This window comes from Opitutaceae bacterium (genome assembly GCA_041395105.1).
GTDB lineage: Bacteria > Verrucomicrobiota > Verrucomicrobiia > Opitutales > Opitutaceae > B12-G4.
In genome coordinates this window covers 376743-399942 of record JAWLBB010000001.1, presented here as the reverse complement: position 1 = coordinate 399942, position 23200 = coordinate 376743, and the positions used below count along the sequence as shown (strand labels likewise).

The following is a 23200-nucleotide window of genomic DNA, read 5'->3' as shown; positions in this document are numbered from 1 at the left end:
ACACAAGGCAGCAGGGCTGGACGTCCTCTCCGAGGCGTAGGCTCGACGAGCCGGAGGCCCGACCAGCCGCAACGGTTGTCCGAGACCTAACAACGATAAGCACCCTTAACTGAGCGCCATTCTAGCATAATACGGTTTGTTTGAATACGATCCGCACGCGATTCCCCCAGAGATTCGCTTCGACCCACGACACAAGATCTCTATCAACCTTCGGACATTGCCACTCGAAATAGCGGTCGACACCTCAATTCGTTGACACCCAACGGGCTTCCGAACCGGGGTTGCAAGATTCCGAAATTCGCATTCGGCAGAGATTGACGGCAGGAGACTGGAGACGCATGCATGTAGCCCGACAATCAAGAGTGGTTTACGGAAAATACAGACTAATCGATCTTTTTTGCGGCTGCGGCGGGATGACCCAAGGTTTCGCCGAGACGGGGAAGTACATTTCAGTCTTCGCGAACGATTGGAACTCCGACGCAATCGACTCTTACCGTGCGAACTTCGACTGTTCAGGGAAGCACAGCTTTCCGGGTGACATCGTTAACCTGGTCGATGATCCGGGGTTTTCCTTTCCGAAAGCCGATGTCGTTATAGGCGGTCCTCCATGCCAGGGCTTTTCTCTTCTGAACAAACAGCGTCTCGATGACCCACGCCGAGCTCTCTGGTATCAGTTTATGAGAGTGGTCGAAGCGAGCGAAGCTCAGGTCATCGTGATGGAAAATGTCCGTCAGCTCCTCACTTCACCTGAGTTTCTGCAAATCAAGGACACGCTCCATGACTTCGGGTTCGAGCATGTCGAAGCCAGAGTCCTTCTCGCAGCTGATTATGGAGTGGCCGAAATGCGTTACCGCACCATCATCATGGCGAGTCGCGCCAATCCAATTTCTCTACCACGACCCACTCACTGCGACCCTAAGCTGGTTTCGCAGCTCCGACAGCAATCAGATTTCTTCGGAAAAAGGACCCTCAAGAGTTGGAGCACGGTTCATGACGTGATCGCAGATTTACCGCCTCCCTTAGGTACCGAGATTCGGCCAGACCATCCACCGCTCGATCTCCATTTCGGAAGGAACCCCACTCCGGTTAGCGTCAAGCGCTATCGTGCCATCCCAGCAGGAGGCAATCGCTTTGATCTCCAGAAGAACAGGCCGGACCTTACTCCTGGATGTTGGATAAGAAAGACCTCCGGCGGCACGGATTTGATGGGTCGCCTTTGGTGGGACCGGCCTTCGGTCACGATTCGGACGGAATTCTTCAAACCGGAGAAAGGTCGATATCTGCATCCCGATCAAGATCGACCGATCACCCATCGCGAAGCCGCCAGGATTCAGTCGTTTCCAGACAATTTCGCCTTTCGCGGCTCAAAAATCGAGATCGCTCGCCAGATTGGAAACGCGGTGCCGCCAAGAATGGCAAAAGCGATCGCGCGGCAGGTCACCTCTTGCCTCGAAGGAAGGACAACTCCCTCTTATGTCGCAGAGACCCGAGCGGCCTATGAGGTCATGAAGAACGGCAAGATCCCATGAAAAAGGTAGAGAAATTGCGCGAAGAGGTCATCGGCCTTCTCAACCGCTTCGAGACAGTCGTCGATACGGACCTCCGAGATCAGGTGCGAGCCCTGATCCCGATCTGGAATAAGCTCAATGAAATCGGCAGCGCTCTCCTACCCCATGAAGTTCGCTCTGCCGCCCGTGATCGGCTTCTTTACTATTTCCGCCGTTACCCGATGACAGTCTTATCCCAAAACGAACTGGCAATCGTTGCCGGGATCAGTGAGTGGGCACGCCGGGTAAGGGAACTGCGGGTAGAATTCGGCTGGTCAATTGTCAGTGGAACTGCAGCTCGCGAGATGATCAAAGAAGGGGACTTGGATTCGTCGGTCCTCGATTCCGAAGACAACATTCATGCCGACGACTACATCATGGTCTCGACTGAGCAGGACCGAGAAGCAGCATTCAGATGGAAAGTCGCCAAGGAAATCCGAAACAAGAAGCTCAGCGTTCGGAACAAGATTCTCGAATACCTGCGGATGAATATTGGGAAACCGGTCTCAGGCGAAGAACTTCGCTACGTCGCGAAAAACAAGACCGAATGGGCTCGACGAGTTCGGGAACTCAGGACGGAAGAAGGCTGGCCTATCAGCAGCTATTGGAACGGTAGACCAGAATTGCGCTCGGGGCTTTATCTCCTCGAGCAGGATCGACAAACGCCGCCCCACGACAGGAGAATCCCCGATCCGATGCGGCGAGCGGCGCTCGTGAGAGACGGTTACGAATGCCAGAAATGCAGGTGGACAAGGAAGCAGTGGACCCGTGACGATCCAAGGCATCTTGAACTCCACCATATCGAACATCATGCCAAAGGCGGCGCCAATGAGACCGAGAATCTTATCACACTCTGCAACGTCTGCCACGACCTCGAGCACGCGAAGTAATCTGTTGTTCTCTGCGGTTACATTCGAGACGCATTCTCTCTTCCGCAGTCTCTAATACTCTTTTGTTTGATGGCAGATAATCCGGATTAAGGTCTCTACTGGAATCCAAGGCTCGACCTAACTCGATCACGGCTGCCTTCAAATCCTTCAGGAGGTCGCACTCCCAGACAGTCAGAACTCTCCAACCCAATGCGATAAGTCGCTCGCGAGCAAATTGATCCCGCTCAACGGTGGCCGTGAATTTCCGAGTCCAAGCTGAACGGTTCGCCGAAGGCATGGACGCTCTTTTGCACCCCTGATGACGGTGCCAGAAGCATCCATGAACGAATATCACGGTCCGATACCTTGGAAGGACGATGTCCGGAGACCCAGGCAGGCTGCTTACACCTACCCGAAACCGAAATCCCATCCGATGGAGTAGAGATCGAACCGCCAATTCGGGCTTAGTGTTCATGCCGCGAACCCGTGCCATATTACGGCTCCGCTGCTTAGCTGAAATCCGATCTGCCATATTCTACCATTCCCTCCGCTATCCCCCAACCAGATCAGTCGACCGGAGGGTCGATCCGGCCCACGATAACTTCCTTGTTGCGCTTGAGTATTGTCCAGAGAACCCAGGGATCTGCCGGGTCAAAGCAGAGCGCCTGGCCCTCGGCCTCGATTGGGATGGTATCGACCCACTTGAGGATCGAACCGGCCTCCGGGAACTCAACGACGTAGAGTTCCTTCTCGTCGTGACCGGTCACATACATGCGCCCGTCCGGTCCGAAGGCCCCGCCCGAACAGCTGTAGTTGGCGAATTTCTCGATCAGGCCGTCCGGGAAGACCCAGCCTTCCAGTCTTCGGAACCGCTCGTCGAAACGGATGATCTGGGTCCAGGATGGATCCCGTGCGGGCTCCGCCGCCCGGTTGCCGTAGAAAGCGAAGCAGGCGAACCATTCACCATTCCACCGGTCCAGCCACGTGAAGGAACCGAAGCCATGGCCCAGGCTGATCGAGTCGACAGGCTCCAGGGTCTCCGCATCGAAGATCTCGATCGAACTGGTGGAGGGCACGCCGGGATAGTTGGAGTGCGACAGGTAGAGCCGACCCTCAAAAAGCATCCCGTCATTGAAGTGGATCATCGGTTCCCCTTCCGGACAGGACCATTCCGCGACCCTTTCACCCGTATCCCGCCGGTATTTGCCGATGGCGGAATTGTTAACCACGTAAAAGAAGACCTCGTCCACCGCGACCCCCTGACGCGCTTCGGGCGCCTGGTAACGCCTGATTTCCTGATGCTGCCGCCCTTCGGCCAATGACAGGACCCCGCTGACGAACAGGAGGGCAAAAGGTAGGGGTAACCGGCGACGGATCATGACAGGCCTGGGTTGTGGTTCAGCGACTGTAGGGATCGGCGGCGTCCCTGAGGGCATCGCCGAGGAAATTGAAGGACATCACCGTGACGATGATGCTGATGACCGGGGTGAGGAGCCAGGGCGCGGTGGCGATGACCTGGACATTCATGCAATCCTGCAACATCACCCCCCAGCTGACGATGGGCGGGCGCAGGCCGAGTCCGAGAAAACTGAGGGCTGTCTCACCGAGAATCATGCCTGGAACGGCGAGGGTGATGACCACGATGATATGGCTGGTGAATCCCGGAAGAAGGTGCCGGATAAGCACCCGCCGGTGGCTCGCGCCAAGCAGCCGGGCGGCCACCGCGTAGTCCTCCTCCCTCAGCGAGAGGATCTTGCCGCGAACCACCCGCGCCAACTGAGTCCAGCCCAGCAGACTGAGGACGATGGTGATGGCAAAATAGACGGCCAGGGCGGACCACTCCCGAGGCATGATCGCCCCGAGCGCCAGCCAGAGCGGCAGTCGCGGGAAGCTGTTGAGGATCTCGATGCCCCGCTGGATCACATTGTCCACCCCGCCTCCGAGATAGCCCGAGACTCCGCCAACCGTGATGCCCAGCATGAGGGTGATGGCGATGGATATCAGGCCGATCGAAAGGCTGATCCGGGATCCGTAGATCACGCGGGTGAGGATATCCCTTCCGTATTTGTCAGCGCCGAGGAAATGGATCGAGGGAAGCGGCGAGTCCGTTCCGTACTCCGCACGATAGGCCGCGCGATCCAGGCCCAGCAGATGACGGTCCCAGGGAATCAATCCCAGGAGTCTGTAGGGCGTTCCGGCCGCCAGGATTTTCAGCGGCAAAACCCGCTCCGGATCCTCGTGGTAGCGGTTCTGGAGGGTGACCGGATCCTGCTCACGCATCATCAACGGAGCGTGCAGGCCTTGGGAAAAACTGAACCGGGGCAGTTGGGGCGGACAGAACAGATGGTCAAGATCCCGACTCTGTGGATGGAGCGGCGCAAAAAACTCGGCGAAGCACGCCACGACATAGAAGCAGATCAGCACATCGAGGGCCAGTCGACCGATCCGGTGCCGCGAAAACCGTCTCCAGATGAGCTGCCATTGGGACAATTGCGCAAACTCCCGGGCCGCATCGGCGACACCCGGATCGGCCTGGACCATTGGGGAGCGGTCATTCATGACGAAACACCTGCCATTCGGATTCGGGGATCGAGCCACATGAGGAGCAGGTCACTGATCAGGGTTCCCATGATGCCGAGGAGACTGAGCACGACAAGCATCGAACCGGCCAGGTAGATGTCTTCATTGAGGAAGGCACCCAACATGAGCGGACCGACGGTCGGCAGCCCGAGGACGACGGAGACGATAGCCCCCCCGGAGATCAACTCCGGGAGCAGGCTCCCGACCCCGGACACGAACGGGTTGACCGCCATACGGACCGGGTACTTCAGGACAAGCTTGAACGGACGGAGTCCCTTGGCCCGCGCGGTCACCACGTAGGGCTTGTTGAGCTCATCGAGCAGATTGCCCCGCATCACCCGGATCATGACGGCCGTTCCTTCCACCCCCAGGACGAGCAACGGCACCCAGATATGCTTCAGCAGGTCGAGGACCTTTCCCCAGGTCCAGCCGGCCTGGCTCTCGTAAGCCGGCGAGAACAGACCCGTCAGATCGATCCCGAGAAACCGCCCGCCCCAGTACATGATGAGCAGCGAGAGCAGGAACCCGGGCACGCTCATTCCCACGAAACCGACAAAGGTCAATGCGTAGTCGAGAGGCGAATACTGGCGGACTGCGGAAAGGATGCCGATGGGCAACGCCAGCGTCCAGGTGAACAGGATCGTTCCCGCCGAGAGGAGGACGGTAAAGAGTATCCGGTCACCCACCAGCTCATTGACCGGCCGGGGGTGCAGGGGGTCGCTGAGGGAGACACCCAGGTCACCCTGCAGCAGTCCGCGATCGTTCTCGGCAAAGCTGACGAACCAGGGAATCCCGATCCACCGCAGATAACGGGTGAGGAATCCATCACCGAGGTGGAATTGCGCCCGAATCCGGTCGATTTCCTGCTGACTCACCGTGGTGCCGCTTTGCTCGAGAGAAAGCAGTCGCGTCTCGATGATGTTGCCGGGCGGGATCTGGATGATGGTGAAGGTCATGAAGGAGATGACCAGTAGCATCGGCAGAAACAGCAGGAGACGCCTGCCGACAAACGGGTGGCGCACGCAGACCATGACCAGGCCGACCAACCCGAGAAGCCCGATCACCCACTGAAGAAGTCGGTTCAATCCCTGCGCCCCTCTCGAAACCGGATCCACCCCTGAAAGGCCGAGTAAGCTGAACGATCCGGGTGCCGCAAGATCCCGCTTCAGCTGTGCGAGGGAACTCCGCGACATGGCAGGCTCGGCCAGAAAAAAGGCTTCGGATCCGAGATTGAGCGGAGTGTGGAAAATGTTTCCCCGCAATCCGTGCTCGGGTACGTTGCGGAATCCGTCGGAGATGACCGCAATGCCCGGAGGCGCCGAAGCGACGGATATCGTCCAGGTGTTTTCGGCGGCCAGGTCGAAGATCTGCCGAAACCTCATCATGCCCTCCGACCGTGTAGGTGCGGTCATGGCCTGGTCGTAGAGCTGGATCACCCGATCAAACAGACCGCCGACGGGCGGCCGTTCGACCGGGACCCCGGTGTAGGGGGCCCCCAGCCGGAGCTGACCCTCATACCAGGTTCCCGCGACCGGGGCAAAGACCGAGAATCGATCAACCGGAACATAGCTCTTGGGATCGATGACCGGAACAAAATCGGCATAGCTGGGCGACGCCAGGAATTCGAAGGTCGCCGACATGCGCAAGGTGAAGAGGAGACCCCGGTTCACGTAACGCTCGATTGCGCGAATCCCGACCGCCGCCCAATCGTCGATGACGAACTGGAAGGGCCCGGGTGCCACGTTCTCCGGATGGAGGATCGACCAGACCATCGGTGAGCCATCCGGAAGCGTCCGGTAACCGTCGGCGTCACGACCGGTCAGACCGATCCCATCAAGCAGCCGGTTTGCTCTGTCCGGATCGTACTCGGTAAAGCTGCGGTAGAGGCCCTCATGGTGAAACGGGGAGCCCGGACCCGGAGAGATCTGTGCCGGTTCCCCGAATCCGTGGAACTCCGCCCTGATGATCGCGTTCCGGTTGATCGCGATCGAGAGGGCCTGCCGGAAATCCCTGTTCTTGAGCAGCTCCCGTTTCTGTCTGCCCGCTTCGTCATCTCCGGCGTGGTGAAGGTCCTGATTGATCCCGATCGACCAGAGGCTGCTCAATCCGGACATGAAATGGCGGACGTCGAACCCGTGCGGACCGCGTGCCTCCATGTAGAGGGCGTAGTTGGACAGATCGAGGTCGTCGGATTCAAAGATGGCTCCGAATCCCCCGGATGAAGCTTTGAGGGAGAGGAGCTCCCGCGTCATCACGTCCTCGGTAATCTGATCGATGTAGGGAAGCTGGTTTCCTTTCGGGTCGACCGCCCAGTAATACGGATTTCGCACGAATCGGTGCGGCGGATACGGCGAGTAACGGCGGTAGATCCAGGGGTTGATCCGCGGATGCTCCGGGTTGTCTTCCCGCTTGACCTCGAGATAGACCTGCGGGGCCTCCGAGAACTTCCGGCGTGTCATGATCTCCGCGATGAGTTCCCTGTCGCCGAGTTCCGGATGAAACCGCTCGAGATAGTGCCGCGGGGCAAACAGTTCCTTGACCGAGGTTCCCGCCACCATCTCCAGAAAGAACGGGTTGGGATGGGGGAAGATGAACTGCACGGTCAGGTCGTCGACGCTCTCGACTCTGCCGAACTCATTTCCGCTTCTGAGCAATCGGTAGCCCTCATCATTGAGGGCGTAGCCCAGACGTTGGAAATAAAGAACCTCCCAACGGTACCAATAGACGAAGTCCCCGCCTGTAAACGGATGACCGTCCGACCATCTCATCCCGCGCCGGAGATGAAACGTCCAGGTCTTGAGATCGGGAGATGATTCCCAGGATCGGGCGACATGCGGAAGGATCGGGTAGCCGTTGGGTGACCACCGAACCAGGGTGACTCCGGCGTTGTAGCGGTTCATCCGGTCCCAGACCTGCGAATCCCAGGTCACGGCATCGGCCCAGTCTCCGCCATACCTTCCGATCCCGTCGGGACCGCGCAGGACCAGCGGCTCGGGTCCCGTCCGCTCGTCAACCGGAGGAAGCGCTCCCTCACTCACCAATTCCGCCAGAACCGGAGCCTCCGCCTTGGGATACCAATCCGCGTGACGGCCTTCTCCATAATCCACTTCCACAACCGGATGATGGGCCTTGGCCGGATCCAGATAAGACGCCCGGATCGTCGCCAACTCCTCAATCTCTTTGCTTGATCGGACATCGGCCCGGAAGTCCGGGGGCCGGGTGAACCTCCCCCACCCCCACAAGGCCATGCCCAAGCCGGCGGCCACCACCAGAACCCTGAGAAACGGATGCCGCAGGGTTGTCATGGCAGGCACGCCCGGGGTGACTGAAAACGTCTAGCCATCCTTGTAGGAAAAGGCCGCTGAATACCCCGCCAGTTTGCTGAGGGGGACGCGACGGTGCAATCCGCGGGAAAGCTCCTCCAGCAGGTCCAGCTCATCGCGATGACCCAGGTGGCGCATGATCGCCCAGTGGCTGGCATGGGGCGGTCGGCGCTCGCCATCCCACATGGCTCCCCGTCGGCGCCCGCCTCGTACATCTCCCTCATCATGGGAACGGATACCGCGCCCGGCATCACCCGCGGCTGAAGATCGGGCCAGATGTGCAGTCGGTCACCGGCGAGTTCCCGCCAGCGCCGGACCAGACCGGGTTCGACCGTAGGGGTCGGCATGAGGTAGTCGATCAATCCTTTCCGTATCCACGTATCAACGTCACAATTGTAGCGGATCGGATCGAAGTTCTCGACCGCGTCGAATTTGTAGGGTCGGCCATACACGGATACGGCAAGCTGTCGCCCGGGCTTTTCATCCACGAGTTTCCGGACATCGCGCAGGAACTGCGTCACATATGTCGACCAGTGGCGCAGCAGCCGTTCGTCGTCCATCGGCAACTCCCGCGGGTCCATTCCGAATTCCCGCTGGAACGCTTCCACCACGGGTGCCTCAAAGAGGGCGAAGGGCTGCCCACGATGGAAATAGACCATCACTCCGTCGATTCCGTAGTCGAGGGTCTCGCGAAGCAGGCTCAGCCAGTGCCGGCGCACTTCCGGAAACGCCAGGCTCACATTGTTGGTGGGTGTGCCATCACGGTCCCGCCGGGCCCATTCCGGATGAGCGACCACGAAACTGGCCCTTCCGATCGGCGCATCAACCATGGGCAAGCCGCGGCCCATCATGCGCAGGGCGGCGAAGATCCGCATTCCGTGATGCCGCGCCAGATCCCGAAAAGCAGCCAACGGATCGATCCATGAAGGCTCCCAGTGGTTTGCCGGCGGATCAAAATCGCCGATACGGGTGGGATAGGCACAGAGATTCCCCCGGATGCATTCGAAGGCGAAGACACCCACATCGGTGTCGACGAAGGGAGCGATTTCATCCCGGAACCAGTCCATCGAAGTGGGATGGTACATGGCGGAACCGATTGCGTGACCGGTCAGCATTCCACTGCACCAGGTGATGGCCAGCCTGCGGGTATCCGGTCGTGGCCGGAGCCGGTCCCAGGCATCTCCCTCGTCCTCCCCGATGGGGACCAGTTTCAGGTAGGCCAGGTTGGCAAGACGGGATCCCGCTTCATCGGAGTAGGGCGGTTCCATCCCGGCGATGGTCAGCCGGGTGGGTCCTGTGAAGTCCTTGATCCGCCAGAAGCTCTCCTGGATGCTGAGGTAGATCTGCATGCTCTTGCCGACCCCGCTGCCGCCGACCTCCCCTTCCATCCCACCCTTCAGCTTCCACCCCGAATCCACCTTCCATCCAACCTCAAGGGCAAACCGCGTGAATCCGGGGTCGCCTTCGAGCTTCAACTGGACCTGCCCGTAAATGGGCCACGGAGAATGGTGGAGAAAATCACCGCCGGGAACCCGCTGGTAGTTGATACCGACATGGACCCGATAGCGTCCCCGCACATCGATCGGCAGGGTCACCTCCCGGGTTCCCTCATTGGGATAGGCAAAGATCATCGTCCCTTTGATGCCATCGTCAGTGGCGTAATCCACCAGTCGCCAGCACCCGGGTTTCCGCTCGCGAGACAATCTCGTTTCCGGCCGGCATGCCGACAGATCGGAAAAGACCAGTGTCGGGGGAGTCGAATCATTCATCACCGTGTTCCTCCTTCCATTCGGATCCGCGGATCCAGCCACATCAACAGGAGATCGCTGACCAGCGTCCCCAACACGCCCAGCAGGCTGAGCACCACCAGCATCGAACCCGCCATGTAGATATCCTCACTCAGAAGCGCCCCGAGCAGCATCGGCCCGACGGTGGGCAGCCCCAGGACCACGGCTACGATGGCCCCACCCGAAATCAACTCGGGAAAGAGACTGCCAATGGTCGAAACAAAGGGGTTGAGCGCCACCCGGACCGGATACTTGGCAATGAGACGGAATGGACGAACCCCTTTGGCCCGGGCCGTGGTCACGTAGGGCTTGCGCAATTCATCGAGGAGGTTGCCCCGCATGATGCGGATCATGGAGGCGGTGCCCTGAACCCCGAGAACGACGAGAGGCACCCAGATGTGCCGCATCAGGTCGGCGACCTTGCCCCAGGTCCATTCCGGTTGGGCTTCAAACTCGGGCGAGAACAGTCCGGTCAGGTCCAGGCCGAAAAAGCGCCCGCCCCAGTACATGATGAGGAGCGCCAGGAGGAAGCCGGGAATGCTCATGCCGATGAACCCGAGAAAGGTCAGTGCGTAGTCGGCGATCGAATACTGGCGGACCGCTGAAAAAATGCCGATGGGGAGGGCGAGCGACCAGGTGAAGAGGATCGTCCCGAGCGATATCAGCACGGTGAAGAGGATGCGGTCGCCGACCAGTTCGTTGACCGGTTGCGGGCGCCGGGGATCAGTCAATGACACGCCGAGGTCGCCCTGCAACAGGCCCTTGTCCTCACTGGAGAAACTGGTGAACCAGACGGCCCCGATCCAACGCAGATACCGATGGACAGGATGCTCATCGAGATGGAATTGCGACTTGATCCGCTCGATCTCATCCCGGTCGACCGGCGTGCCGCTCTGTTCCAGTGCCAGCAGGCGCGTCTCGATGATGTTGCCCGGGGCGATCTGGATGATGACGAAGGTCGCCGCCGAGATGACCAGGAGAACCGGTATGAACATGAGAAGACGCCGGCCGACGTAGGGGTGCCGCACCCCGACCATGACGGCTCCCAGGAGCACAATGCCGAGGCTGACAAACCGCAGAAAACCGCCCAGGCGATGGGATTCCGAAACTCCGGATTCCACCGCGGACAGAACGGGGGAGGAGGATGGCTTCACCAGGTCGCTCTTCAGCTGCGCGATGGCTCCCGCCGAATCCGTCGGCTTCTCAAAAAAGAAGGTTTCGGATCCCATGTTCAGGGGCGTGTGCAGGAAATTGCCGCGTATGCCCTGCCGGGGAACATTCATGAAGTCATTGCGGATCACGGCGATGGCCGGCGGAGGCGAGGCGATCGAGACCATGAAGAGTTCCTCTGAGGTCGTTTCCAGAATCTCCTGGAAATACCGCAGGCCTTCCTCCCGCGACGGGGCGGTCATCGCCTTCAGGTAATTGTCGAAGATCCTGCGGATGAAATGTCCTTCGGGAGGCGGCTCGACCTCGGGGGCCGCCATATGGTGACTCGCGCGAAATCGCGATTCAAACCAGATGGCCCAGAGCGGAGCATGCAATCCGCCTCCGGAAAACGGGACAAAGGGCGTCGGATCCCAGATGGGAACAAAGTCGACGTACGCCGAATGGATGTAGATCTCGTAGTTGGCCGCCATGCGCTGGGCACTGATCAGGCCATCCGAGACCTGCCGGGCAATGGCCCGGATGCCGACGGCCGCCCAGTCGTCGATGACAAATTGAAACGGACCGGGGAGGGTATTCGATCGGTATGGGATGAACCAGACCATGGGCGATCCATCGGGGAGGGTTCGAAAGCCATCGGCATCCCGCCCGGTCAGTCCGACTTCGTCCAGGAGGCGATTGGCCTCCTCCGGATCATACTCAATCGCCGAGCGATAAAGGTCTTCATTGTGGAACGGCGAATCCAGTCCCGGATCGGCCTGGGCCGGCTCGCCCATGCCAAGGAACTCGGCCTTGATGATGGCCTCGCGGTTGATGGCCAGGGAAAGAGCCCGGCGGAATTCGCGACGATTGAGCAGCACTGCCTTCTGGGCCCCCAGCTTGTCATCGTCCGCATGCACCAGGTTGAGGTTGAAGATGATGGTCCAGAGACTGCGCTGCCCGGAATAGAAATGCCGGACGTCGAAGTTGCCCGAATCGCGCGAGTTCATGTAGAGCCCGTAGTTGGACAGCCGCAGGTTTTCCGTCTCGAACACGGCCGGGTAACCACCGGCCGCCGTCTTCAGCGCGAACAGTTCCGGGGTGTCGATGTCCAAGGTGATCCGGTCGATATAGGGCAATTGGTTGCCTTCGGGATCCACGGCCCAGAAATAGGGATTGCGGACAAACACCTGGGGCGAGTTCGTCTTGTAGCGCCGGTAAAGCCAGGGATTGAGCCGCGGGTGCTCCGGGTTGTCGTCCCGCCGGATTTCACGGTAGACCTGGGTACGGGTATTGAGCCCGCGCCGCTTCATGATGCCGTCAATCAGCTCGGCGTCACCCAGCTCCGGATGAAACCTCTCGAGATAATGGCGCGGGGCGAAGATCTCCTTGAGCGAGGTGCTGGCGAGAATCTCGGGAAAAAAGGGAGCCGGGTTGGGAAAGACAAATCGAAAGGTCAGGTCATCGATCACTTCGAGCCGCCCCATCCCGTCCGCCGACCGCAACACCCGGTAGCCCAGCATGTTCACCGGATCGCCCATCTCCTGGAAATAAAGAAGCTCCCAGCGGTACCAATAGTCGATGTCTGCCGTGGTAAAGGGGTAACCATCCGACCAGCGCATCCCCCTTCGCAGGTGAAACGTCCACACCCGCAAGTCATCGGATGCCTCGTAGTCCCGCGCGACGTGAGGCACGATCGGGTAGCCCGAGGGCGACCAGCGCAGAAGGGTGACTCCGGCGATATGCCGGTAAAGGCGGTCAAAGACTTCCGACTCCCAGGTGACGGCGTCCGCCCAATAGCCACCATACTTCCCGATCCCGTCAGGCCCCTCAAGAACAAGGGGTTCCGAACCCACCCTTTCGGCCACCGGCGGCAGGACCCCGGAAGCAACCAGTTCTTTCAGAACCGGCGCTTCATTCCTGGGAAACCAGTCAGCGGCCGCCCCCTCGGAGTAATCGACATCGCGAACGATCCGATCGTCGCGATCCGGATCCAGCCGGGGCTGACGCTCGGCTTCGAGCACCGCCTTCTCCTGATCGCTCAGGGTTTCCGGAAGGGCATTCCCGGGCTGGAGCAACCGCCCCCAGAGCCAGACCAGGCCAAGGACAATCAGGAAAACAGTGAATAGGCGTGTCAGTGCCGGTTTCGGAATACGCATCGGAATGCGGGGTGCCATGAGCGCAGGGTGCTTGCCTCAGGAGGGTTTCGGAATCAGCATGGCTTTCCCGATGAAAACTGAAAGGCCGAATATCCTCTTTCTCGTTGCCGACGACCTGGGATGGGGGGATGTCGGCTGGCACGGATCCGCCATTCGCACACCCAACCTCGACCGGCTCGCCGCAACCGGCCTCGAACTCGACCAGCACTACGTCTGCCCGGTCTGCACGCCCACCCGGGCCTCGCTGCTCACCGGAAGATACCCGGGACGCTTCGGAACCCACGCCACCCAGCCCTCCAACGCTCCCGTATTCCCCGACGGGTATTCGACCCTCGCCGGCGCTCTGCGGGACCATGGCTATGAGACCGGTCTCTTCGGCAAATGGCACCTCGGTTCGAAACCGGAGTATGGACCGAACCAGTTCGGCTTCGATACCGCCTACGGAAGCCTCGCCGGCGGTGTGGATCCCTACAATCACCGCTACAAAAAGGGCCAGTACAGCGTCACCTGGCATCGCGACGGCACCTTCGTCGAAGACCACGGCCATATCACCGACCTGATCACCGACGCAGCCATCGAATGGATCGGACAACGCACGAATCCCTGGTTCGCCTACGTGCCCTTCACCGCCGTGCACTTCCCGGTCAAGGCTCCCCAGGAATGGCTCGACCGCTATGCCGCAGACCACTTCGATGATGACCCCGAACGTGATCGTTCCTACCGGACCTACGCCGCCTACGCCAGCCACATGGATGCCGCCATCGGTCGCCTGGTGGAGACCCTCGAACGACTCTGCCTGCGGGAGAACACCCTGATCTTCTTTACCTCCGACAATGGAGCGACCCCCGGAGTCCCGGCTTCCTCCACCGCCAAGTACCCGGGGTTTCAGCCACCGTCGCCGAGACTCGGCAGCAACCTGCCCTGGCGGGGACAGAAGGCCCAGCTCTATGAGGGAGGCATCCGCACCCCCACCCTGGTCAATTGGGCCGGACGCCTCACTCCCGGCCGGATGAGCCTTCCCGTTTCCGTGGCCGACTGGATGCCGACCGTCTGCGCGCTGACCGACAGCCCGCCGAAGGCCGATCCCCAATGGGACGGTCGGAATATCTGGCCGCTCCTCGCCACCGACTCCCGGGTCCGGCCTCCCGAACTGACCGACCGGTCCCTCTACTGGAATCTGCGGGGCAACCAGTTCGCCGCGCGCAATGGCCGGTGGAAACTGATCCTGCGGGAGAATCCAGGCGGCATCCCCGTCGAACTCTTCGACCTCGAAGCCGATCCCGGTGAAACCACCAATCTCGCCGAACGAGAACCGGAAACGGTCCGGCGTCTCAAGGAGTGGATACAAATGCAGCGCTCGAGGGACGGCGCCAGCGCCCGCCCCGATGTCACCGGACCCGACGTGGACAACCCCGAGACCGAACCCTGAAGTCCGGAAACGGCATCAACCGGTCCGGACGGGAATCCCCCTGCCGGCCCCGAACGGCGGGTTGACATCCGTCCCTCCTTTCTTCTACAATTGTAGAAGAAGGGAAAGCCATGAACAAACACTCACCCCGCCGGCCAGAGGTGCCGATCCGGTGTCCGCACGACGGACCCCGCTCCATCCTGGCGTCGTGGATCGCTACCGGACTTCTGCTCATCCCGGCAGTGGTCTTCGCCGACGAGGTTCAGCTCCCGGAGGCACCCGAGGAATTGCCGATCGTCGGTCTGGATACCATCGTGCGACTGACCTTCGAGCACAACCTCAAGGTCACGGCCGCCCGCTATGACGTGGACGCATCCGAATTCCAGTTTCTTCGATACGAACGGAATGTGAGTCAATTCCGGCCACTCATTCTGGAATCCGGGATCACTCGTGATCTCGAGAGCGAGATCATCGCCGGCGATCGCAGGGAAGAATACGAGGATGTCGGGCGGGTGGCCGTCGGCATGGAGAAGGAGTTCTTCGACGGCACTCGCATTGGAGGAAGCACGGGCTATCGCTCGACCTGGGACCAGGACCAGACCAACCGGAATCCATTTGTCGAGTTTGCCGGGCGGTTTCCCCTCTTCAGTTCTTTCACCCGGCTGGAACGTGTGACCGAACGAAGTTTCGAAGAGAGCGAGATGCTGGGCTCATGGCTCGATTTCATCGAGACCGTCCGCGATACCATCTCCGAAAGCCACCAGACCTATTTCGAGCTTCAGAGCCTGCTCGCCGTTCAGTCCGTCGCCCAGAGTGCCTACGATGACATCGAGGCGTTGCTCGGCGAATCGCAAGGGTTGAAACCGGAGAGGGATCTGAGCCAGATGCGGGACCAGCTGCAGGCCTATCAGTCGAGATTGGTGGAGAGGAAAGGCGATATCGCCGCCAAGCGGATCGAACTGCTCGACCGCATCGGCCTGAACGCCCTTCCTCTGGAAAAGATCGAGGTCCTGGATCTCTACTCCGATCGATTCCACGGAGGCCAGTATCTCGCAAGCAGTCCGGCCGAAGTCCTCGAGCAGGCTTTGGGCAATGACGTGGAGATGCAGGTGATGAAGACCGCCCGGGACAATGCCCGATTGAAGATCAGCCTGGCCGAACGGGGGAAGTGGGACATCATCGGTCACATCTTCGGCTCCTACGATTTCGATTCACACGGAGACAATCCGTCGCGCCAGCGAGCCTATCAGGCGGGCATCGCCTTCTCGATTGAACGCAATGATCCCAAGCTGCTCATGTTGTCGTTGCGGCGCGCCCAGGCGGAAGAGCGGAAGTTCACGGCCCTGGCCAAGTACCGTGAACGTCAACTGGAGAATGAAATTGACCGGCGGTTCGGTCAGGCCACCAATCTGCGCGGAGTGGTCCGGGAGCTGAAGCTGAGTCGGGACTCGCGGAGGGCGGTCTTCGAGGAGAAACGGAGTGCCTATCTCGAATCGGACGAATCGCTGGACAATGTCCTTCGCGCCCGGGGTGAGTTGTTCAGTACGGAGCAGGATCTCCTGGACACCCTGGACGATTTCTTTGAGGTCATCGTCGACCTGGATGTGGCCTCAGGAGCCTATTACGCTCAACTTGAAGATGAACTGGCCCGGTTGAGCAATCTGGGAGACCCGGCCGGCCGGAAAGATTCGAGTGAGCAGGAGGTCAGGAACCCATGAAGAACAATCGGCACAAGGCCCTGGCCACTCCCCCCCGGAGGAGTGCCGCCGGTCTGACCGAGTTGGAAACCGAAATCATGCTGGTTCTCTGGGAGCAGGGCGAATCCACCGTCGCCCAGGTTCGGGAACACCTGGCCAGGTCGCGTCCACTCGCGCACACGACTGTCATCACCATGCTCGACCGCATGTGCGACAAAGGCGTCGTTCGCCGGGTTGATCGACACTCGAAGGCCAAATCCTACAAGTTTGTTCTGAAACGGGAGAAAGTCGCGGATCGCCTGCTGCGCCGGGTCCGGAAACAGTTTTTCGAAGGGTCCTCGGCTTCGATGTTCGCCCATCTGCTGCGCAGTGGCGAGGTCGATCAGGCCGAACTCGACGAGATCCGTCGGCTCCTGGACCAGTCTGGACCCGGCTCAGACTTGACCGGGAAAGCTGGCCATCGACCGCATTCGGGACTATAGGATAGACGTATGAGTGGGTTGGAGCACCAGCTTGTCCGGGTCTGCGTCGAGGTGACCCTGGTTGCTTTGGTGGTGACCGGCCTGACCCGGCTCGCCGGGAAAAAGCGCGCCCGCCTCTGCGGCTGGCTCTGGCTGCTGGTCCCGCTGAAGGCCTGCCTCGTCTTCATCCCGCTCTCCGGCAGCCCGTTCGCACTGTCCATTCCGGACAGGTTGACAACATCCTCCGGCCGGCCCGAGCCGGGACTGATCACGGCAAGACCCGCCGGGCTTGAGCCGCTGGCCGAATCCCTTGGGGCCGAGCCCGCCCCGGCGCCCCTCTCAACCTTCACTCCCGACCAAGCCCGGCGCCTTGATTCCGGGTCGTTCCCGATTCTCCCGATCTGGCTCTCCGGTCTGCTCGCCGTCTTGACCTGGCATCTCTATGGGCGGATCCAGATCCGCAAGGTCCGATCATCCTCGATTCGCCCGCCGCCAGATCTCGCCCGGCTTTACCGAGAGGAAGTCAGTCGATGCGGACTCAAATTCCCGCCGACTCTGATCGTCAACACCCGGGCGGTTGGTCCGCTGGTGACCTGCGGCCTGCGGCCCTTCCTCCTTCTGCCGGTTGAACTGGTTGAACACACGATCCCGTCCAGGATGCGCTGGATCCTCAGGCACGAACTTGTCCACATCCGTCATCTCGACCACCTCAGCATGGTGGCCTGGTCGATGGCCGAGGCGATCTTCTGGTTTCACCCGGCCATCTGGTGGGCTCACCGGCAATGGCGACACGAAATGGAAAAGGCCTGCGACGACGCGGTAGCCGGGAGTCCTTCCGAAGCCAGACACTATGCGGAGGCCCTCTATTCCGTCCTGGTCAACCGTCTCAATGCGCATGGCAGCAGGACGCCACTCGCGGGCCTCGCGGCAACTCGAACGGAGATCGGAAATCGGATCGGACGTTTGCTCAGGCGCGACGAACTGAATGCGCGGAAAACAGGTGTGCTCGCCCTGGCTGCCTGGGGAGCGGGTGCCATCGCCGTCGGATTGTTCGGCTTCGAATCGGTCGAGGCGGGCGCCGGGACGGCGCCATCAGCCCGCACCGAACTGAAGATCGACTTCGGTCCGGACGATCAACGGGTCGAACCCGGGTGGGAACGCTGGTCCGACGACCGGGATCAGGATTATTCCTGCGGCTTCGATCTCAAGTTTGAGATCGAGATCGACCGCGGACCGGCCTGGAGGGATAACGGAGCCCTTGAGGAATCGATCCGCTGGGGATCATTGCTCCGAGACGGCATGCGGGAGCGTGATGACGACGCGATCCGGATCAAGCTCAAGGGCCTCGATGCCGGCGACTACCTGTTGGAACTCTACAGCTTCAATGGAGGCGCGGATCAGACCCGATCGACCGGACGGTTTGACCTGGTGATTGACGGGCGGGTCATGCTGGCCGATCAGGTGACGGCCCGGCGGGGATCCACGTCCGGGGCGAAGCTTCCACCCGTCACGCTCTCGAGCGACGGCCACGACGTGGTGGTGGAACTGGCGCGACGGGAGGGTGAGATCTGGCTCAACGGGCTGGTTCTGTCCGGGCCGACCCGATGGTCCGGAGATATCCAGCTGGGCAAGATCAACCTGACCGAAGCCCCGGATCCTGTTCAGGCCACCATCGCACGGGAGTTGGCAGACGCGAAACTCGACGATGTCCGACGCCGCGAACGCAACGGCGATCTCGTGTATTCGGTGGATGCGGACACGGCACAAGGTGATCTGGAACTGGAAATCCAACCCGACGGCGTTCTCGTTGAACGGAGCGAGGAGATCGCGGCCGATCGTGTTCCCGAGGCAATCGCGAGAATTCTCATCGATTCCGGTAAACCGATCGAACTCCGTCGGGTGCGGTGCGTGACCGTTCAAGGTCAGCAGACCTATGAAATCGACACGCGGATCGACGGAGAGCGTCAACGCCTGGTTTTTGACCCGGACGGAACGCTGATTTCGGGCGGGATCTGATCAGTGAGAGCGGAGTCGATTTTTCCGACTCCCTGTTTAGTTCATGAAACAAAGCATTTTGCCGACCGCGGACCACAAAACCGGCCGTGATCGTCACCAAAAGTCCGCCTCTTCGGCGTTTTCGCCTTTAGGCGGCTCCACGGATCGTCTTTCCTGTATCCATGCAAATCCTACCCCGCGTTGCCATCTCCTCGCTCGCCGGTCTCATCCTGGCGACCCATGCCCCGGCCGACCCTCCTGAAGACCGGAATGCCTGGACGAGCGCCCCTCATGGCTGGCACCTGGACCAGCTGGGCCCGACCACCCGCGCCGTTTCGGCCAACGCCTTTGCCGTCGTTCTGCATGTCTCCGCCGGAACCGGCGACGACGCGACCGGCGACGGTTCCGCCACGGCCCCGCTGGCCGGCCTGGCAAAGGCAATCAGCCGGGCCTCGACCCTTCTCGAATCGGTTGGATCGGTCGGCATCTTTGTGGCCGAGGGCACCTATTCCGAGACACCTTACACCCTGCAGGCGGGCATTCACCTATACGGTGGCTTCAACCCGGAGACCTGGGAGCGTGATATTCATCTCAACCCGACCGTCCTTGATGGCGGCGGCAGTCGCCGCGTGCTCATCGGGGCGGATGATTCGACCATCGACGGTTTCGTGGTCGCTCACGGAAAGGTGGCGGATCATGGCGCCGGACTCTACTGCCACGAATCCTCGCCGACAGTCACCAACAACGTCTTCCTCGGAAACCATGCGGCGGAGCCCGCGGACTACAGCCACGACAAGAACCGCCGTCGACAACGCGGCCATGACGGCGGTGCCATCGCCCTGGTCAACTATGCGAACCCCGCGATCCTGAACAACCTTTTCATCCGCAACAGCACCGGTGTCGGCTACGGCGCCGCCATCTCCGCACGCGACGACTGCATTCCCAAGATCGGCTACAATGTCTTTTGGGAGAATATCTGCGGCACCAACGATGACGCGATCACCCGGTCCTCCAACGGGGGAGCCATCGGCCTGCTGAATTCCTCCCGGGCCGCCATCATCCACAACCTCTTCGCCGGCAACCAGGCGCAGGGCGGCAGCGACGGAGGCGCGATCTTCTGCGAGTACTTTTCCTGGCCGGAGATCCGGTGGAACGTCTTCCTCAACAATTATGCCGGCGATGACGGAGGAGCTCTCGACTCGCAGAAATTCTCCCATCCCAAGGTGAAGTACAACCTCTTCTTCGGCAACCAGGTCGACGGGTCGGGCGGCGCCGTCCACCACGATGATGCGGCGGTCGAACTCGAGAACAACGTCTTCGCCTATAATGCCGCCCACTCTCAAGCCGGGGCCTTCGGTGGTTCTCACGGATGGATTCGAGCGGTCAACAACACGGTGGTGGAGAACCGGGCCGTCGGAAAAGGCGGAGGAGCCGTCCACCACTACAACATGAAAAACCCCTACCTCAAACCGATCCTTCTCCGGAACAACATATTCTGGGGAAACCGGCCCGACGAACTCTTTCTCGAGTCGGGGGGAGACGTTCACTACAATATCGTCGAGGGCGGCCATGATCGCGCATACGGTTGGTACGACATGGATCCCGCCTTCCGCCGGGATGAAGTGTTTGTTGAGGTGGTGCGGACCGACCCGGCTGCGGGCCTTCACCAGACCCGGATCCAGGTCAAATCGGAAACCCCGCTCGCAGCCGGCTCACTCAAAGGGAGAGTCTTCCGACTGCTCGCCTGCCTTGATCCGGCCGTGGAAGACGAAGTGGAAACTGCCGGATCGGGAGATAATCCGGACCAGATGACCGCCGAGGACGGCGTGACCGAAAATCGTCCCCAATTCCGCCAGCAACAGGCCGCTGTCTGGAGTCTGATCATCGACAATGGCACCGACTGGATCCGTGCCTGGGGACCCCTCGAGCTGACGGCCGGCGGGCAACTCGAGGTGATCAAGACCTTTCACCTCTCGCCCGAATCCCCTGCCATCAACAACGGCCTCTATCAGGACTATGCGGCCGACGACTTCGACGGACAACCCCGCTACACCCCGACCATCGATTTTGGAGCCGATGAATATGTGCCCGAGGAGTCAGGGACGTCCGGGCCGGATTAGTCCACTCCCGAAGGAGTCACCGGCTCTTCCATTCGCAGATCCTCCTCAACCTCGACCGGAGCCAACCTCAACCATTCACCATGAATACTCACAAAAGCCCAAACCCGTCCCGCCGCTTCGCTCTTGTCCTGATCGCCTTGCTGCCGGTGATTCCCGCCGGAGCCGCCGGTGCCACTCCACCGCCCATCTCCGAGATCGCCGATCATCCCGTCATCTATACCGGGTCCGAAACCGGCGACAAACGCAGGTACGACGGAGGCTTTGCCCCGGCCGTGGGCGTGCACAAGATCCAGGCCTTCCGGGCCAACCGCACCCTGGCACCCGAAGGGGGCGCGGTCGGCTGGACCTACAACCACGCGCCCATGCTGGCCTGGTGGCAGGGACGGTTCTGGATGAACTATGTCTCCAACCTGGTCGAGGAGCACGGGCGGCCGGGCCGCACCGGCTTCCTGTCTTCTATTGACGGATACAACTGGGAGAATCCCGGTGTGGCCTTTCCGGTGGTGCGCCTTCCGGAGATCCTACCCCCGCCCCGCTATTTCGGGGATCGCGACCTTCCGGTCCAGCCGGCGGGCACGGAGTCGATCATGCATCAGCGGATGGGATTCTACGTGGCCCCGAGCGGCCGGCTGCTCACCTCCGGATTCTACAGCTACTGCCCGAACGTCCGCTGGGGTCCCAATCGCGGGCAGGGGCTCGGACGGGTCATCCGCGAGGTCTACCCCGACGGCAGCCTCGGACCGATCTTCTTTGTCCGCTACAACCGGCATGCGGGCTGGGACGAATCGAACACGCCCTTCCCCTTCTACACCGAGAGTGATGATCCCGGACTGGTCGAAGCCTGCGAGGCCCTGCTGGCCGACAAACTCGTCACCCTGCAATGGTGGGAGGACGACCGTGGTGATGACGGGTTCTTCACCTTTCGGGTTCCCATCAACCTGAGGACATCGGACCTGACCTTCGGGCCGAACTACGAGGAAGACGTCAACTATATCGAACCCAAGGCCTTCAGTTTCTACACCCGGCCAGACGGCGTGACGGTCGGCCTCTTCAAGAGCGGCCTGGCCGCCCTGAGTCCGGACAACGGCCTGACCTGGACCAAGGGCCGCCATCCGTTTCCCGAAAGTGCGGCCAAGATCTGGGGTCAACAGACCGACGACGGCCGCTACGCCCTCGTCTACTCGCACAGCGCGACCAACCGCAACCGCTTCCCGCTCGTCGTTGTCACCGGCGACGACGGCTACGCCTTTGACAACCTCCTCACCGTCCATACCGAGGTCCCGCCCATGCGTTACCGCGGGGTCAACAAGGCCGTCGGGCCGCAATACATCCGCGGCATCATCCCGGGCAACGGCAATCCTCCAGGAGACCACCTCTGGGTCACCTACAGCGGCAACAAGGAGGACCTCTGGATCGCCCGTATCCGCACGCCCATCACAGGGATCCAGCCGGAACACCTGAACGAGACCTTCGAATCGGCAAAAACCCTGGCCGATCTCGAATCCTGGAATCTCTATGTCCCGAAGTGGGCGCCCTTGTCCCTGGTGTCGGATCCCTGGGACAGGCAGAACCAGGTCCTCGAGCTCCGGGATGAGGAACCCTACGACTATGCCAAGGCCGAGCACGTCATCCCCTCCAGCCAACGCGTCCGGATCAGCTTTCGCGTGATGCAGGCGCAATTCGGTCTGAACGGACTCGAATTTGAGGCCCAGACCGCACGGGGAGGCCGACCGCTGCGGCTTTGGTGGTCACCCGGCCAGCTGGGCTTCGACGTGGCCGGGACGGAGGTGGAACGCACCTCCATCGAAACGGGCCGCTGGCACCGGATCGACCTCGAACTGGATTGCGGGGAGGAACGCTATTCCGTCTCGGTCGACGGGGTCGTCATTCACTCCGATCTCGACCTCGAGGATAACCCCGAGTCGATCGACCGCCTCGTCTTCCGGACCGGAGCGTGGCGGATGGACGTGCGTCAATCCATCATGGACAAGGGCGAACCCGGCGCGCCCGGGGTATATGATGCCGATCTGCCCGGAGCGGACACCAAGACGGCAGCCTCGATCTACCTGATTGACGACGTGACGACCGAAGCCTTCTGACCGGCGGCC

13 protein-coding genes are annotated in these 23200 nt (G+C 60.9%); 8 read left to right on the top strand and 5 right to left on the bottom strand.

Translation table 11 applies throughout. The features are described 5' to 3' along the window. The first annotated feature begins 362 nt into the window (after positions 1-362). Together R3F07_01680 and R3F07_01675 are read left to right on the top strand one after the other, a co-directional pair. Entirely contained in the window at positions 363-1529 is a 1167-nt protein-coding gene (locus R3F07_01680) for a DNA cytosine methyltransferase (GenBank protein ID MEZ5275073.1), read from the top strand. Further along, entirely contained in the window at positions 1526-2437 is a 912-nt protein-coding gene (locus tag R3F07_01675; GenBank protein ID MEZ5275072.1) for an HNH endonuclease signature motif containing protein, read from the top strand. The genes R3F07_01680 and R3F07_01675 overlap by 4 nt, the downstream gene beginning before the upstream one ends. Before the next feature lie 545 nt (positions 2438-2982). Here R3F07_01675 and R3F07_01670 read toward each other — a convergent pair. From R3F07_01670 to R3F07_01650, 5 genes are read right to left on the bottom strand one after another with little or no spacing between them, the layout of a single operon-like run. Then, complete coding sequence (locus R3F07_01670) at positions 2983-3795, bottom strand: hypothetical protein (protein MEZ5275071.1); 813 nt, start codon at positions 3793-3795, stop codon at positions 2983-2985. A 19-nt stretch (positions 3796-3814) separates the two neighbouring features. After that, a complete protein-coding gene (locus tag R3F07_01665) occupies positions 3815-4975 on the bottom strand; it encodes an ABC transporter permease (protein ID MEZ5275070.1) in 1161 nt (386 codons plus the stop codon). After that, positions 4972-8301 (bottom strand): ABC transporter substrate-binding protein, encoded by a 3330-nt coding sequence (locus tag R3F07_01660; GenBank protein ID MEZ5275069.1) that lies wholly within the window; start codon positions 8299-8301, stop codon positions 4972-4974. Before R3F07_01660 ends, R3F07_01665 begins: the two co-directional genes overlap by 4 nt. Next, the gene (locus R3F07_01655; GenBank protein ID MEZ5275068.1) at positions 8298-10088 is read right to left on the bottom strand and encodes a hypothetical protein; all 1791 of its coding nucleotides are present in this window, start codon (positions 10086-10088) and stop codon (positions 8298-8300) included. The genes R3F07_01660 and R3F07_01655 overlap by 4 nt, the downstream gene beginning before the upstream one ends. Next, positions 10088-13411, bottom strand: coding sequence for an ABC transporter substrate-binding protein (locus R3F07_01650; GenBank protein ID MEZ5275067.1), 3324 nt, complete (start codon positions 13409-13411; stop codon positions 10088-10090). The genes R3F07_01655 and R3F07_01650 overlap by 1 nt, the downstream gene beginning before the upstream one ends. A gap of 70 nt (positions 13412-13481) precedes the next feature. Here R3F07_01650 and R3F07_01645 point away from each other — a divergent pair, with 70 nt between their 5' ends. From R3F07_01645 to R3F07_01620, 6 genes are all read left to right on the top strand, one after another. Next, a complete protein-coding gene (locus tag R3F07_01645; protein ID MEZ5275066.1) occupies positions 13482-14840 on the top strand; it encodes a sulfatase-like hydrolase/transferase in 1359 nt (452 codons plus the stop codon). Between the two features lie 110 nt (positions 14841-14950). Continuing rightward, on the top strand, positions 14951-16537 hold the full coding sequence (locus R3F07_01640; GenBank protein ID MEZ5275065.1) for a TolC family protein: 1587 nt from the start codon (positions 14951-14953) through the stop codon (positions 16535-16537). Then, a complete protein-coding gene (locus tag R3F07_01635) occupies positions 16534-16998 on the top strand; it encodes a BlaI/MecI/CopY family transcriptional regulator (protein MEZ5275064.1) in 465 nt (154 codons plus the stop codon). Before R3F07_01640 ends, R3F07_01635 begins: the two co-directional genes overlap by 4 nt. A gap of 9 nt (positions 16999-17007) precedes the next feature. Next, a complete protein-coding gene (locus tag R3F07_01630) occupies positions 17008-18993 on the top strand; it encodes a M56 family metallopeptidase (protein MEZ5275063.1) in 1986 nt (661 codons plus the stop codon). A gap of 161 nt (positions 18994-19154) precedes the next feature. Continuing rightward, on the top strand, positions 19155-21092 hold the full coding sequence (locus R3F07_01625; GenBank protein ID MEZ5275062.1) for a DUF1565 domain-containing protein: 1938 nt from the start codon (positions 19155-19157) through the stop codon (positions 21090-21092). An 80-nt stretch (positions 21093-21172) separates the two neighbouring features. Next, entirely contained in the window at positions 21173-23191 is a 2019-nt protein-coding gene (locus R3F07_01620) for a hypothetical protein (protein ID MEZ5275061.1), read from the top strand. Positions 23192-23200 lie beyond the last annotated feature (9 nt).